Annotated in this window: 18 protein-coding genes; 5 read left to right on the top strand and 13 right to left on the bottom strand. The window is 65.9% G+C overall.

What is annotated here, in order from left to right; translation table 11 throughout:
• The first annotated feature begins 75 nt into the window (after positions 1-75).
• On the top strand, positions 76-1296 hold the full coding sequence (locus ACTIFP_RS10805) for a polyhydroxyalkanoate depolymerase (RefSeq protein ID WP_439568725.1): 1221 nt from the start codon (positions 76-78) through the stop codon (positions 1294-1296).
• Positions 1297-1462: 166 nt separating this feature from the next.
• On the opposite strand, the gene ACTIFP_RS10810 is transcribed toward ACTIFP_RS10805, so the two are convergent.
• Positions 1463-1858, bottom strand: coding sequence for a YkvA family protein (locus ACTIFP_RS10810; protein ID WP_439568726.1), 396 nt, complete (start codon positions 1856-1858; stop codon positions 1463-1465).
• Positions 1859-1949: 91 nt separating this feature from the next.
• Here ACTIFP_RS10810 and ACTIFP_RS10815 point away from each other — a divergent pair, with 91 nt between their 5' ends.
• The gene (locus tag ACTIFP_RS10815) at positions 1950-2936 is read left to right on the top strand and encodes a dipeptide epimerase (protein ID WP_439568727.1); all 987 of its coding nucleotides are present in this window, start codon (positions 1950-1952) and stop codon (positions 2934-2936) included.
• Positions 2937-3036: 100 nt separating this feature from the next.
• Here ACTIFP_RS10815 and ACTIFP_RS10820 read toward each other — a convergent pair whose 3' ends face one another.
• Both ACTIFP_RS10820 and ACTIFP_RS10825 read right to left on the bottom strand, forming a co-directional pair.
• Positions 3037-3501 carry a pyridoxamine 5'-phosphate oxidase family protein gene (locus ACTIFP_RS10820; RefSeq protein WP_439568728.1) on the bottom strand — a complete coding sequence of 155 codons (465 nt, stop codon included), beginning with the start codon at positions 3499-3501 and terminating at the stop codon, positions 3037-3039.
• A gap of 63 nt (positions 3502-3564) precedes the next feature.
• The gene (locus ACTIFP_RS10825; protein ID WP_439568729.1) at positions 3565-3960 is read right to left on the bottom strand and encodes a VOC family protein; all 396 of its coding nucleotides are present in this window, start codon (positions 3958-3960) and stop codon (positions 3565-3567) included.
• 204 nt (positions 3961-4164) lie between these two features.
• Here ACTIFP_RS10825 and soxR point away from each other — a divergent pair, with 204 nt between their 5' ends.
• Entirely contained in the window at positions 4165-4635 is a 471-nt protein-coding gene (gene soxR / locus ACTIFP_RS10830; protein ID WP_439568730.1) for a redox-sensitive transcriptional activator SoxR, read from the top strand.
• A 175-nt stretch (positions 4636-4810) separates the two neighbouring features.
• On the opposite strand, the gene ACTIFP_RS10835 is transcribed toward soxR, so the two are convergent.
• The 8 genes from ACTIFP_RS10835 to ACTIFP_RS10870 all read right to left on the bottom strand — a co-directional run bounded on the left by ACTIFP_RS10835 (position 4811) and on the right by ACTIFP_RS10870 (position 11379).
• Entirely contained in the window at positions 4811-5101 is a 291-nt protein-coding gene (locus ACTIFP_RS10835; RefSeq protein ID WP_439568731.1) for a putative quinol monooxygenase, read from the bottom strand.
• A gap of 15 nt (positions 5102-5116) precedes the next feature.
• Entirely contained in the window at positions 5117-5701 is a 585-nt protein-coding gene (locus ACTIFP_RS10840) for a carboxymuconolactone decarboxylase family protein (protein WP_439568732.1), read from the bottom strand.
• A 15-nt stretch (positions 5702-5716) separates the two neighbouring features.
• Entirely contained in the window at positions 5717-6898 is a 1182-nt protein-coding gene (locus tag ACTIFP_RS10845) for an acetyl-CoA C-acyltransferase (RefSeq protein WP_439568733.1), read from the bottom strand.
• A gap of 122 nt (positions 6899-7020) precedes the next feature.
• The gene (locus ACTIFP_RS10850) at positions 7021-7479 is read right to left on the bottom strand and encodes a MaoC family dehydratase (protein WP_439568734.1); all 459 of its coding nucleotides are present in this window, start codon (positions 7477-7479) and stop codon (positions 7021-7023) included.
• A gap of 94 nt (positions 7480-7573) precedes the next feature.
• On the bottom strand, positions 7574-8782 hold the full coding sequence (locus ACTIFP_RS10855; protein ID WP_439568735.1) for a mechanosensitive ion channel family protein: 1209 nt from the start codon (positions 8780-8782) through the stop codon (positions 7574-7576).
• A gap of 21 nt (positions 8783-8803) precedes the next feature.
• Positions 8804-9814 (bottom strand): DNA topoisomerase IB, encoded by a 1011-nt coding sequence (locus ACTIFP_RS10860; protein WP_439568736.1) that lies wholly within the window; start codon positions 9812-9814, stop codon positions 8804-8806.
• A gap of 34 nt (positions 9815-9848) precedes the next feature.
• Entirely contained in the window at positions 9849-11231 is a 1383-nt protein-coding gene (locus ACTIFP_RS10865; protein WP_439568737.1) for a putative O-glycosylation ligase, exosortase A system-associated, read from the bottom strand.
• Entirely contained in the window at positions 11224-11379 is a 156-nt protein-coding gene (locus tag ACTIFP_RS10870) for a hypothetical protein (protein ID WP_439568738.1), read from the bottom strand. The genes ACTIFP_RS10865 and ACTIFP_RS10870 overlap by 8 nt, the downstream gene beginning before the upstream one ends.
• Before the next feature lie 108 nt (positions 11380-11487).
• Here ACTIFP_RS10870 and ACTIFP_RS10875 point away from each other — a divergent pair, with 108 nt between their 5' ends.
• Both ACTIFP_RS10875 and ACTIFP_RS10880 read left to right on the top strand, forming a co-directional pair.
• Entirely contained in the window at positions 11488-12696 is a 1209-nt protein-coding gene (locus ACTIFP_RS10875; protein WP_439568739.1) for a TIGR04063 family PEP-CTERM/XrtA system glycosyltransferase, read from the top strand.
• A gap of 58 nt (positions 12697-12754) precedes the next feature.
• On the top strand, positions 12755-13633 hold the full coding sequence (locus tag ACTIFP_RS10880) for a hypothetical protein (RefSeq protein WP_439568740.1): 879 nt from the start codon (positions 12755-12757) through the stop codon (positions 13631-13633).
• Positions 13634-13653: 20 nt separating this feature from the next.
• Here ACTIFP_RS10880 and ACTIFP_RS10885 read toward each other — a convergent pair whose 3' ends face one another.
• Both ACTIFP_RS10885 and ACTIFP_RS10890 read right to left on the bottom strand, forming a co-directional pair.
• The gene (locus ACTIFP_RS10885) at positions 13654-13980 is read right to left on the bottom strand and encodes a hypothetical protein (RefSeq protein WP_439568741.1); all 327 of its coding nucleotides are present in this window, start codon (positions 13978-13980) and stop codon (positions 13654-13656) included.
• The gene (locus ACTIFP_RS10890) at positions 13977-14240 is read right to left on the bottom strand and encodes a hypothetical protein (protein ID WP_439568742.1); all 264 of its coding nucleotides are present in this window, start codon (positions 14238-14240) and stop codon (positions 13977-13979) included. Before ACTIFP_RS10890 ends, ACTIFP_RS10885 begins: the two co-directional genes overlap by 4 nt.
• Positions 14241-14299 lie beyond the last annotated feature (59 nt).

The raw sequence follows: 14299 nt of genomic DNA on the forward strand, positions 1-14299 counted from the left end.
GATTGGATGCCCTAGACTGGCGCCAACGAAAAGGCGTCTCAAGAGCGCCGGGGCTTGCCAAGGAACATATCGAATATGCTGTATCACGCCTTTGAAATGCAAAAGAGCTGGCTGGCGGGCGCAAGCGCGCTGGCGACCGCGGGGGCGCAGGTGATGCAGCACCCGGCGAACCCACTCGGCTATTTCGGCGGCAGCCCGCAATTCGCATCGGCGCTGGAGGTGTTCGCGCACGCTGCGGCGCCGCGCGGCAAGCCGGGGTTCGAGCTGTACGAGACCGAAGTCGATGGCGAAACGGTGCGCGTCACCGAGGCGATCGAGGCGCGCAAGCCGTTCGGACAGCTCAAGCATTTCAAGCATAAGGGGACGAAAGACGCGCCCAAGCTTTTGATCGTCGCGCCGATGTCAGGCCATTATGCGACGTTGCTGCGCGGCACGGTCGAACGGATGCTGCCCGGCCATGACGTGTGGATCACCGACTGGCGCGACGCGCGGAACGTGCCGCTGGAGGCGGGCAAGTTCGATCTGGACGACTATATCGATTATCTGATTGGCTGGCTGGAGCATATCGGCCCTGGCGCGCATATGCTGGCGGTGTGCCAGCCGTCGGTTCCGGCGCTTGCCGCCGCGGCGATCATGGCCGCCCACAAGCACAAGGCCCGGCCGCGGACGCTGACGATGATGGGCGGGCCGATCGACACGCGCAAGGCGCCGACCGCGGTCAACGAACATGCGATGACGCGGCCCTATGCCTGGTTTCAGGAAAATGTCATCGTGACCGTACCAGCCTGGTATCCGGGCGCGGGGCGCCGCGTCTATCCGGGGTTCCTGCAGCTCGCCGGCTTCATGTCGATGAACCTTGGCAACCATATGATGAGCCATTGGGAGATGTTCCGCCACCTCGTCGACGGCGACGGCGAAAGCGCCGACAAGACCAAGGAATTCTACGACGAATATCGCTCGGTGTGCGACATGACCGCCGAATTCTATCTCCAGACGGTCGATCTGGTGTTTCAGCGTCATGCGCTGCCGAAGGGCGAAATGCTGCATCGCGGCAAGCCCGTCGACCTGAATGCGATCGAGGATATTGCGCTGCTCGCGATCGAGGGCGAGCGTGACGACATTTCGGGGATCGGCCAGACCAAGGCGGCGTTGACGCTGACCAAATCGCTGCCGACCGACAAGAAGAAATATCTGATGGCGAAGACCGTCGGCCACTACGGCATCTTCAACGGCCGGAAATGGCGCGAGGATATTGCGCCGGTGGTCGAGGGGTGGATCCGCAGCAACGGCGGGTGACGTGTAGGGAATCGACCGTTTCTTGTCATCCCCGCGAAGGCGGGGATCCCGCTTTGCGACGGCGAAGGAAAAAGCGGGATCCCCGCCTTCGCGGGAATGACGAAGTTAGGTGAGAACGTCCGCTCCCCACCCCAAAACGGCCGTTCTGCTAGCCCGTTTGCGAGGTTCAATGCACCGGCGACGTCCGCACCGCCCAATAGACCAGATAAAGCAATCCCGCCCATAGCAGCAGGATGAAGGCCATTCCGGTGCGGCTTGACGGGCGTTCGCTCGCGGCCTCGGCGGCGGCGTGGAGTTCGGCCCAGAGCGACGCAGGGATCAGGCGGCGGACGAGGATGAGCCCGAGCGGCACGATGATCAGGTCGTCGAGCCAGCCCAGCACCGGGATGAAATCAGGGATCAGGTCGATCGGCGACAGCGCGTAAGCGGCGACCGCGACGGCAAGCAGGCGGGCAAGGTTCGGCACGCGCGGATCGCGGGCGGCGAGCCATGCGGCATGCGCCTCGACCGCGAGGCGGTGGCCGAGGTCGCCGATCCGTTCGGATAGGGATTTGCCCGTCATCCTTTCCACCATAGACATTTTATGGGTCATTGCGAGCGAGGCGAAGCAACGACGATGTTGTGGGATTGCAGTCTTCGCTTATGATCGGGAGATGGCGATCCAACTGAAAAGCGCGCGCGTCGAACGCTGGCCGATCGCCAGAGATTTTGCAGTGGTGCATGGCGCCCATGTCGATGTCATCGTGGCCGAGGTGGCGGGCGAAGGAGCGATCGGGCGCGGCGAGGGGACGCCGGTCGCGGCGCTGGGCGAGGATGCCGCGGGGTGTCGCGACCAGATCCTTCGCGCCGCGGCGCATATCGGCGGTCTGGGCACTGCTGCCGCACGCGCCGCGGTGCAGGAGCTGTTGCCGCCAGGGGCGGCGCGCAACGCGCTCGACTGCGCGCTGTGGGAGCTCGAGGCCAAGGAACGCGGCCTGCGGCTGTGGCAGCTGGCCGGGTGCGAGGGGGCGCCGACCGCGCGGGTGACCGCGTTCACGCTCTTGCCGGGCGGTCCCGGCGCGATGGCCGAACAGGCGGCGACCGCAGAGGCCGATGGATATAGTCTGCTGCGGATAGAATTGACCGGCGACAACGACCGCCTGTGCGTCGCGGGTGCGCGCAAGGGGGCGCCCAACGCCCGCCTCATCGTCGATGCCGGGGCGCGATGGGGCGAGGCCGACATATTGAGCGAGGCCGAAGCGCTGGCAGAGCTCGGCGTCGAAATGATCGCGCAGCCGGTGCCGGTCGGCTCCGACGCGCTGCTCGACCCGGTCTATGCGCCGGTGCCCTTCGTCGCGGACGAAAGCTGCCAGACGGCCGCCGACGTGGCGCGGATCGGTGCCTTTTACGACGGGGTCAACATCAAGCTCGACCAGGCGGGCGGGCTGACCGAGGCGCTGCGCATCGCCGACGCGGCCGATGCGATGGGGCTGGCGATCATGGTCGGCGGGGCGGTGTCGACCAGCCTGGCAATCCTGCCCGCCTTCGTCCTCGCACAGCGGGCGAAATGGGTCGATCTTGGCGGTCCGGTTCGCCTTGCGGAAGACCGCGATGGCGGGTTCGAATATCGCGGCGGGCGGATTGGCCCGCCCGTGGGCTAAGCGTCGCCCCCGCGCCGGCGGGCCCCCAAGAGGCATAGAGCGACGTCAGATGCGTTGCCCAAAGCCACCAGCGGCCCCGCCTTTGCGGGAGGGACGAATATTACAGCGCCACTTCGGCATGCTGGCCGAGCTCGCCTTCCTTCATCGTCATCCCGGTCATCAGCTTGAAGATGCCCTTGATCCCGGGATCGGCGGTCCAGATTTCGGCATTGTCCAGATCGAAGCGGAGGAGGACGAGTTTCGGGTCGTCCTTGCCGTCCTCATACCAGGCCGCGATGCCGTTGTTCCACAGCCTGTCGAGCACGGCGCGGTCGCTTTCGTGGACCAGCGTCCCCGAAATGCAAGCGAACAGGTCGTGGCCCTTCGCCGCAAATTGCGCCATCGCCGGGCCGCCGCCCGCCAGGCGATTGTCGGTCGAGGTGAAGAACCAGAAGGCGCTGTTCGCATCCTTGTCGAGCTGCGCGTTCATCGGGATATGATGTTCGCGTTCGCCGGTCGCGCCGACCATGACATAGGGGCTGTCGGCCAGCGCTTTCCAGAATTGCTGTTTGATGTCGTCGCTCATGGAGGAATTCCTTTCGTCCCTCGATAAGCGAATAACGCGCCAGCGCGGTCGCCGTTGCCCGGTTCAGCGCGGCCGCGGCTCGGCATAGCTGACGACTTCATATTCGATGCCGTCGGGATCGAGGAAGTAGAAGCGACGACCCGGTTCGTAGTCGCCGTGGTTGAAGGGGATGAGGCCGACCGCCTTGACCCGCGCCTCGACCGCGTCAAGGTCGTCGACCTGGATGCCGAAATGATTGAGCGGTTCGCCCTTGGGGTAACGCGCATCGGCGTGCTGGCCGTCGGGGCCGGTGTACAGCGCGACATAGGCGCGGTCGCTGCCCAGGTGGATCGTGCGCCCGCCATCGCGCGCCGGGCCGCGCCAGCGTTCGTACCAACCGAAGATGGCGGACAACAGGGTTGCGGTGCGGTCGGGGTCGCTGACCGTCACATTGACATGCTCGATGAAGGAATGCGTCACGCGGTTACTCCTGATTCGGGTTGACGCGGCAGGTATTGCAAGCTCAACTGAGGTTTAGGTCAAGCGCAAATGGCGCGACCGGCTTGTCCGGCCCGTCATTGCGAGGAGCCGAAGGCGACGCGGCAATCTTCAGCCATCGGCATGCGATAAGGTCGATGGCTGGCGATTGCTTCGCTTCGCTCGCAATGACGAGGGAGGCTAGAGATGCACCGCACCGACCTGATACCGATCGGCGAACTGGCCGCGCGCACCGGGGTCGCGGTGTCGGCGATCCGTTTTTACGAGGCGAAGGGACTGGTCGAAGCGCTGCGCACGCGCGGCGGCCAGCGGCGTTTCCTGCGCGCCGACATCCGCCGCATATCGTTCATCCTGATCGCGCAGCAACTGGGGCTGAGCCTGGAAGAGATCGCCGCCGAACTGGCGCGGCTGCCCGCCGGGCGGACGCCCAACGCGAGCGACTGGGCGCGGATCAGCACCGGATTGCACGCGCGGATCGCCGCGCAGATCGCGGCGCTGCAACGCACGCAGCAACTGCTGGGCAATTGCATCGGTTGCGGGTGTTTGAGCCTGAAGAAATGCGGGCTGTACAACCGAGAGGACAAGGCCGCGCAGCGCGGGGCGGGGCCGCGTTACCTGCTGGGGGATCGGGCAGGGGAGATTGCGGAGGTCGGGTGAGATCGGCTTTTGGGGTGGGGAGCAGTCACCTCCTTCGTCATCCCGGGCTTGACCCGGGATCCCGCTTTTTGACGCAACCACCCGCTTCTGACGCAAAGCGGGACCCCGGATCAAGTCCGGGGTGACGAGAATGCTATGGCTACTTCCGGTCGAAACCCGTCACCCCAACCGGCTCTTACGCGGCGCTAAGCTTCTCGATCTCCGGCGCGCCTGCCAGGCACGGACCCAGCTTCGCGCCAAGGGTGCGGAAATGGTCCGACGCGCGGTGGGCTTCGACCGCGGCGCCATCGTCATAACATTCCAGAACCTTGTACACCCCCGCTTCCTCGGTGCGGAACAGCTTGTAATAGCTGTTGCCCGGCTCGTTCGCGGCGACCGCGGGGGCCAGCTCGGCGAAGACGCCCTCGAATTCGGCTTCCTTGCCGGGCTGGACGCGCAAGGTCGCGATGATGCCGATGCCGCTCATGTCATTCTCCCTGTTTCAGGCCTTCAGATCGGGATCGACGTCCCAGCCGTCCTCGACCTGCACGCCAAAACTGTTCAAGATCATCGAAACCTGTGTGTACTGGCCGACCGTCATCACCAGATCCATGCGCCCCTTCTCGCCGAGCGGCGCGAGCGCCGCCCAGGTCGTATCGGTAACGAAATGATCGGTCGTCAGCTCGTCGGTGGCACGCAGCATGGCTTGGTCGAGCTCGCTCCAGCCATCCGCATCCGGCCCCGCCTTGATCCGCGCGATCTCGGCTTCGGTCAGCCCGCAGTCGAGCCCGATGCGCTTGTGCTGGGTCCATTCATACCCCGAACGGCAATTATAGCCGGTGCGCAGGACAACCAGCTCGCGATCGCGCGGGGTGAGCGCGCTCCGCTTCGACAGGATATAATTGCCCCAGCCGAGGAAAGCGGTGAGCGCCTTGGGCGCATGCGCCAGCGTGCGGAAGATGTTGAGAATCTTGCCGCCCCCGACCCGGCCACCGTCGGTAGCCAGGAAGGGTTCGAGCGCGGCGCGCTGGTCGGCATCGAGCCGGTCCAGATCGACCGGCTCGATACGCGGTTGGCGGAGTCTCACTGGAGGGGCCGCAAATCAAAAGACCTCGAACAGGCCCGCCGCGCCCTGGCCGCCGCCGATGCACATCGTGACGACGGCATATTTGACGCCGCGGCGCTTGCCTTCGAGCAGCGCGTGGCCGACGCAGCGCGCGCCGGTCATGCCGAACGGGTGGCCGATCGAGATCGAGCCGCCGTTGACGTTGAGCAGCTCGTTAGGAATGCCGAGCTTGTCGCGGCAGTACAGCACCTGCACCGCGAAGGCTTCGTTGAGTTCCCACAGGCCGATGTCGTCCATCTTCAGCTCGAAGCGTTCGAGCAGCTTGGGGATCGCGAACACGGGGCCGATCCCCATTTCGTCGGGCTCGGTGCCCGCGACCGCCATGCCGACATAACGGCCCAGCGGCTGGAGGCCGCGCTTTTCGGCGACCTTGGCTTCCATCACGACGCAAGCCGACGATCCGTCGGCAAGCTGGCTGGCGTTGCCCGCGGTGATCGTGTGGCCTTCGCCCATCACCGGCTTCAGGCTCGACAGGCCTTCGAGCGTGGTGTCGGCGCGGTTGCACTCGTCCTTGTCGGCGACGACGTCGTGGAAGCTGACTTCCTTGGTTTCCTTGTTCATCACCGCCATCGTCGCGTTGCAGGCGACGATTTCGTCGGCATAAAGCCCCGCGGCCTGTGCCGCGGCGGTGCGCTGCTGCGACTGGAGCGAATATTCGTCCTGCGCTTCGCGGCCGATGTTGTAACGCTTCGCGACGACCTCGGCGGTGCCGATCATCGGCATATAGGTGTCCTTGTGCATCGCGATCAGCTCGGCGTCGGTCTCGATGAACACCTTGCCGCTGCCGCTGACCTTCGAGATGCTCTCGATGCCGCCGGCGACGCAGATGTCCTGGCGGTCGACGATGATCTGCTTCGCGGCGGTCGCGATCGTCATCAGGCCCGACGAGCATTGGCGGTCGATCGACATGCCGGGGACGGTGACGGGCAGCCCGGCGCGGAGCGCAATCAGGCGCGCGACGTTCATCGTCTGCGATCCCTGCTGCATCGCGGCGCCGAACACCACGTCGTCGATCTCGCCGCCCTCGATCCCGGCGCGCTCGACCGCGGCCTTGACCGAATATGCGCCCAGCGTCGGGGCCAGCGTGTTGTTGAACGAACCGCGGCCCGCCTTGGTCAGCGGGGTGCGGGCAGTGGAAACGATGACGGCGTCACGCATGATGATATTCCTTCTTACTTAAGCCCTCCCCTTCAGGGGAGGGTTTGGGTGGGGCATGTCGAGGAAGTACAGCCAACAGGCCCTCCCCCGACCCCTCCCGCAAGCGGGAGGGGAGATTTACCTCAAACGAAAAACTGGCTGATCCATTCGGCGATCAGGGCGGGTTTTTCCTCGCCCTCGATCTCGACGGTCACTTCATTGGTCTGTTGCCACTGGCCGGGGCGCTTTTCTTCCAGCTCGAGCAGCTTGATATGGCTGCGCACACGCTTGCCCGAACGGACGGGGGCGAGGAAGCGGACTTTGTTGCAGCCGTAATTGACCCCCATCTTGACGCCGCCGACCTTCGGCCCATCGGTGCTCTGGCCCAGCATCGGCATCAGCGACAGGGTCAAAAAGCCGTGCGCGATCGTCCCGCCGAACGGCGTCAGCTTGGCTTTTTCTTCGTCGATATGGATGAACTGATGGTCGCCGGTCGCATCGGCGAACTTGTTGATCATCTCCTGATCGACGAGCACCCAATCCGACGTGCCGAGATGCTCACCGACCTTGGTCTGCAATTCCTGCGGCGTGATTGTGGCCATCGCTCATCCCCTCGATCATTGGTTCGGGGCGCGTTCTAGGCCTGTCTGGACGCGTTGCACAAGGCCCATGCGGTCATGCCAAGGCGCCGTAGCGTCAGCTGGGCTTGGCCGCCTTGGCGGCCGCCGCCTTGGGTTTCGGAGACTCGGCATAGGGCATGATCATCGTGCCGTCGGGGGCGGCGGTAAAGGTTGTCTGGGTCGGATAGGCAAACTCATATCCTGCCCGTGCCATCGCGTCGAACACGCGGATGCCGACATCGGTGCGCGCCGCGGCGACGACGTCGAATTCGTCGCTGAACACATCGAACAGCAATTCGAAATCGAGGCTGGAGGGGCCAAAGGTCAGAAAGCTCGAACGGATGAACTCGTGCCCGCCCGCCACAACCTGTTCCTCGAGCAGCGCCGGTAGGTCGCGCAGCATCGTCGGTGTCGTCTGATAGATGACGCCGATGGTGAAGGTGATGCGGCGGCGGTGGAGATGCGCGAAATTGGTGATCTCCTTGCCCAGCAAATTGGTGTTCGAAATCACCAGCAACTCGCCGTTGAGCGAGCGCAGGCGGGTGCTTTTCAGGCCGATGCGCTCGACCGTCGCGGTGCTGGTGTCATATTTGATCGTCTCGCCGACGCGGAACGGCCGGTCGAAAATGATCGACAGCGACGCGAACAGGTCCGAAAAAATGCCTTGTGCGGCGAGGCCGATGGCGATGCCGCCGATGCCAAGCCCCGCGACCAGCCCGGTCACATTGACCCCCATATTGTCGAGGATGACGATGGCCGCGATCGCGAACAATGCGACGCTGATAAGCAGGCGGATGATCCCCATCGCATTCGACAGCGTTTCGTTGTTCCCGTCCGACGCGCGGCGCTGGATCAGGCCCAGGATGACCTCGCGCGCCCAGATCGCGACCTGCAACACCACCGCGACGGTGAAGACCAGCTGGATGATCTGCATGATCACGGCGGGCGGCTGTGCATAACCCGCGACCATGCGGATCGCGACGATCGCCAGCACGAAGGACTTGGTCTTGTGGATCACCCGCCCGACGATGTGGGTCAGGGTGAATTCGCCCGGCGTCGCCTGCGCGCGCTTCAGCGCAAAGCCGCGGATCATCGACAACAGGAAATAGATCGCGAGCCCGGCGGCGATCGCGATGCCGATCTGCAACCAGTGGCTGTTCACCCACGCGACGCTGCTGTCCCACCAGGCGCGGATGTCGGCCAGTGGGTTGCTCGCTGCGGCGGGCGCCGCGGTGGCGGTCTTGGTGGCCGCAGTCTGCGCCGCGGCAAGGATGGAAAAGGTCAAGTCGGTCCTCGTGGGTCTGGATCAGGCAGAGCGGAGCAGCGCCGCGGCGCCCGGCGCGCGCTCCAGATAGGTCAAAAATCCGCGTTCGTAACGCGAAAGATATTTGGCCGCGCGCGGCAGCGCCCCGGCGGCGGTGGCAAAGTCGCCGCGCTCCTGCGCCGCCGCGATCATCGCCGGGTGGACATAGGCCTTGCGCGCGATGGCGGGCGTGTTGCCGAGGTGGTCGGCGACATGCTCCAGCACCGCCTTGAGGGTCGGCGGTTCGGGCGCGTCGTACAGGAACGCAAAGGCCTCGACGCTCGCCGACCAGGTGCGAAAATGCTTGGCGCTGAAATCACCGCCCATCGCCTCGCGGATATAGGCGTTGACGTCTTCGGAAGCGACCGCGCAGACGCCGCCATCCTCCTGATACTGGAACAGCTTCTGTCCCGGCAGATCCTGCAGGCGGCGCACCAGGGTCGTGAGGTTCCGGTCGCTGATCGCCACCTCCTTCTGGGTGCCGCCCTTGGCGCGGTAGCTCAGCCGCAGCGTCTGGCCGGTCAGCTTGGCGTGGCGCTGGCGCAGCGTCGTCGCCCCGAAACTCTTGTTTGCCGCGACATATTGTTCGTTACCGACGCGCAGTGCGGCGAGGTCGAGCAGGCGGACGACCGCGCCGACGACGCGTTCCTGACACAGATTGCGCCGCGCCAGGTCGCTCTCCAGCCGCGCGCGGAGCAGCGGCAACGCATGACCAAAGGCCGCACAGCGATCATATTTGTCGGCCTCGCGTGCCAGCCGGAAATCGGGGTGATAGCGATATTGCTTGCGCCCGCGCGCGTCGTAACCGGTCGCCAGGATATGGCCGTTGGCGGCGGGGCAAAACCATGCGTCTTCGTAAGCCGGGGGCAGGGCGATCGCGTTGAGCCGCGCGATCTCGCCCTGGTCGCGGATGATCTTGCCCTTGGTATCGCGGTACCGCCAATCCTCCCGAACGCGCTCGCGCGTGATGCCCGGCAGGCCGTCGTCGACGTGGATCAGGCGCGGGGAGGGCATGCGGCATTAGCGCCCCGCCGCCCCGATGGTTCCGTCAGCCGACGCCGGGCACGCTATGCCGCGCCGGCACCTGCGCCGGGCGCGCGGTCAGCGGGCGCCACCCGGCCTCCTGTTCGCGGCGGCGGCAATAGGTCGACAGCCCCATCTCCAGCGCCAGCATCATATAGATGAACGGCTGGAACGCGATGCCGACGAACAGCGATCCGACCATATAGACGATATGGCCGTGCTGGAGCGCGGTCGCCAGCGGCGCGATCCATTGTTCCTCGCCGCGCCGCGTCTTCAGATAGCGGCGGCGGAGCCGCTCCATCTGGACGATGCCGATGATGTGGAGCAGCAGCCACAGCGCCAGCCCCGGATAACCCTGTTCGCCCAGCATCTCGAAATAGCTCGAATGATAGGCGCGCGACTTTTCGTCATGGACCGTCGCGTCGGCATTTTGCGGCTGGTCGGGGTCATAGTCCGACCCGCTCGTTTCGACGCGCAGCCGGTTCTGGATATAGGCCTCGAACCCGCCGCCGAACGGGTTTTCCTTGGCATAGTCCCACGTCCACGCCCACACCGCGACGCGGGTCGACGCCGACTGGTCGGACTTATAGCCCTGGATCGTTTCCATCCGCTCGGTGAAACTCTGCGGCAGGAACGGCACCGCGGCGATCGCGAGCAACCCGGCGCCGGCGATATAGAGGAACCGGTGCTTGACCGCGCGCAGCGACAGCACGGCCAGCACCGCGAGGCAGACGAGCCCGGTGCGTGCCTGCGTCCCGATCGGCAGCAACATGCAGGCAAAGCAGAGCGCGAAGCAAAAGAGCGACACGCGCCAGTCGGGGGTAAAGATCGTCCCATGGCGGCGATACCACAGGATCAGCGGGATGATCGCGATCCCCACCGTCGACATGATCGACCCTTCGTATAATCCGTAATTTTCGTTGAGCAGCAGCTGCAGCGAGCCGTAACCGCCGCCGCCCGCCGCGGTCTTGATGCCGCCCGCGATCGCGATCGACGCCGCCGACAGCAGCATGATCAGCGCCAGCGATTCGATGCGCAGCTTGGTCCGCAGGGTCAGCGGCAGGAAGATCGCCCAGACCAGCGCCTTCCAGACCCAGCTCCATTTGTCGGCGGCTTCGACCGGGAAATCGGCCTGCGACGTCGTCAGCCCGCAATAGATGAGCAGCGCCATGAGCAGGAATTGCCGCCCCGACCAGCGCATGTCGCGCTTGTCGTCGGCGGCGAGCCAGCCGACGATCGCCAGGCCAAAGACGATCAGCGAGATCGGGATCGAGTTGATCAGGAAATAACTCAGCCGCTGCGGCGCGACGATGTCGATGTAGCAAAAGCACAGCACAAACAGGAACGGCCGCCGGAAACCGACGCCGATGAAGGCAAACAGAAAGGCAACGAAGGCCAGGTCACGCATCGCGCCGGGCATCCCGTTCGGCGTCGCGGTCCTGCTGCCATTGCACCCGCGGGCTGACCTCATGGTCCAGGTCGCTGCGATACAGCAGGCGCCACAGCGCAATCGCCATCAGGACGTGGGTGAGGCCAATCGAGAAATTGTCGACCATTCGGGCCTACCTTGTTGTTTTACCGGACGGTTCCGGCCGCGCTTCGACGTGGCTCTACGATATTGGGGTTGACGCGGCGTTAAGCCTTGTCTGCCAATAGGCCGCATCATGCCTCGCATCCTGCACGTCCTCGATCATAGCCTGCCGACGCACAGCGGCTACACCTTTCGCACCCGCGCGCTGATGAAGGCGCAGGTGGCAAAGGGCTGGGCGGTTGCGGGGGTCACCGGGGTGCGCCACCCCGAACCCGGGCCAGACGGCGAAACCGTCGACGGCTTGACCTTTTACCGCACCGCGCCGATCGCCCCGGCGCGCGCACCGATCCGCGAATGGCGCGAAATCGGCGCGCTGGCCAAGCGGGTCGAGGCGCTGGCGCAGCAATGGCAACCCGATGTGCTGCACGCGCACTCGCCGGTCCTCGACGGCCTCGCCGCGCTGCGCGTCGGCAAAAAACTGGGCATCCCCGTGATCTATGAAATCCGCGCCTTCTGGGAGGATGCCGCGGTCGGCAACGGCACCGGGCGCGAGGGCAGTTTGCGCTATTGGCTCACCAAACAGCTTGAGACCCATGCGGTGAAAGCGGCCGATGCGGTCGCGGTCATCTGCGAAGGGCTGCGCGGCGACCTGATCGCGCGCGGGATCGACCCCGCCAAGATCACCGTCTCGCCCAACGGCGTCGATCTCGACCTGTTCGGCGATCCGCCACCGCGCGACGATGCGCTTGCCGACACATTGGGGATCGCCGCCGCCGACGCGGTGATCGGCTATATCGGCAGCTTCTACGACTATGAGGGGATCGATGATCTGATCGCGGCGATGCCCGCGCTGGTCGCGGCGCAGCCCGCGGCGCGGCTGCTGCTCGTCGGCGGCGGGCCGATGGAGGCGGCGCTGAAAGCACAGGCCGCCGCGTCGCCTGCCGCGGCGCAGATCCATTTCGTCGGGCGGGTGCCGCACCAGCAGGTGGAACGCTATTACTCGCTGATCGACATCCTCGCCTATCCGCGCAAGAGGATGCGGCTGACCGACCTCGTCACCCCGCTGAAACCGCTCGAAGCGATGGCGCAGGGCAAGCTGGTCGCGGCGTCGGACGTCGGCGGGCATCGCGAACTGATCGAGGACGGCCAGACGGGCACGCTGTTCGCGCCCGACGATCCGGCGGCGATCGCCGCGGCGCTGGCGCAGCTGCTGGACAATCGCGGAGTTTGGGCGGAACGAAGGCGGATCGCACGTATTTTTGTCGAAACCCATCGTAACTGGTCATCAAACATTTTACGTTACGAACCGGTTTACCAGCGATTGCTGCGCGGCACCGGCTGACCGCGCCGCTGGACGCGACGCTATTTTGGCCCCCGCAGGCCGCACGGAATTGGACGATATGGACGACAGCAGCGACAACCCCGGCCACGCCGTATCGAGCGCGCTGCTGCGCGTGCTGCGGCCCGCGATGCCGGCGGTGATCGGCGCCGCGGCGCTGACCTTTTTGTTCGCCGCCCTCATGCCGATGTCGTGGGTCGCGGGGATCGCTTGGAACCTCTATCTCGATCGCCTCTCCGACTATTTCGTGCCGCCGGTCGGCAACGCCGCGCGCCTGCTGCTGGCGCTCGGCATGGCGGCGATCGCTTCGATGATCGCCGGGCTGATCGCGCTGCTGATCGCCCAGCCCGATGCGGCGGGGCTGGCGGCGCTGCGCGGCCGCTTCCGCCGCGCCGCCGCGAGCGACGCCGATGAGGCGAGCGATGGCGACCATGATTTTTCGGCGCGTCGCCGGCGCGTCGACCTGCATCCCGACGATCCGCCGCGGCCGCCGATCCGCGCCGGCCGCGACCTGCCCGCGGGCGGGCTGGGGCCGCTGACCGCGGCAACCACCGAACAGACCGGCGAACAGGCCGCCGAACAAATGATCGAGCAAAGCGCCGAACACAGCGCTGAGGCCGATCTGTGGCTCGGCGAATTTGCCGAACAAAATGCCGAGGAACTGATGCTTGCCGACCTCGCGCCCGAGGATGCGGCACCGACCGGCGACGAACCCTGGCTGCAACCGGCCGAAATGACCGCGCCGCCGCCGCCCGCCGCCATCGACAATTCGCTCGGCGCGATGGTCGCGCGGCTCGAAGCGGGGCTGGCGCGCCGCCGCGAAGCGCCTGGCGAGGCGGCTTCGGCGACCGGCGCCGCCACAGTGGAGCCCGAGGTCGACCTCGCGCTCGAAGCCGCGCTCAGCACGCTGCAACGGATGACGCGCCAGTCGGTCGGCTAGATCCCGCACCCTCAGGCCCCTCAATCTTCCACCGTCAGGATTTCGATCCGCAGCGCGCGCGGCTCGCTGCCGCACTCCACCACGACATCGGCGACGATATGCCCGGGCAGCGTCCATTCGGCCGCGGTCAGTTCGGCCTGCAGCGCCGCGCCCACCGCTTGGCCGTCGCCCGCCGCCAGCGCGGCAGCAAAGATGTGGCGCGCGCCGACGAAATTCGCGCTCGCCCACGGCCGGAATGTCGAGGGGCACAGCGTCAGCCCGATCGGCAGCGCCTGCGTCAGCAGGTGGCGCAAACGGCGGTGCGGACAGCCGGGGCGCGGCGACAGGGCGGGCGACCAGCGCATCATGCCCGCTCCCCGGCGCCCGCCTTGCCCAGCGGACGGCCGCGGCGGTTCTGATAGCTTGTGATACGCCCGGCATGGCGGTCGGCGCGCCATGTGTTCATGAAATGTTCCACACGGCAAATCAGCGGACCTCCCGGTTCGCGGCCCCTACGCAGATCGCTCACCAGCATCGGATCGCGCACCGCGGCGCGGCCGAAGACGCTGGGCGGCATCGCCGTTTCCTTCAAAAAGGCGTTGATCCGTTGCAACAGGCTGCGCTCCATATGTTCCTCCCTGACGACGCCAACAACCGGGCGACTCACCCGATAGGATAATTCCTATT

Origin of the sequence: Sphingopyxis sp. (genome assembly GCF_051861155.1) — a bacterium.
Lineage (GTDB): Bacteria > Pseudomonadota > Alphaproteobacteria > Sphingomonadales > Sphingomonadaceae > Sphingopyxis.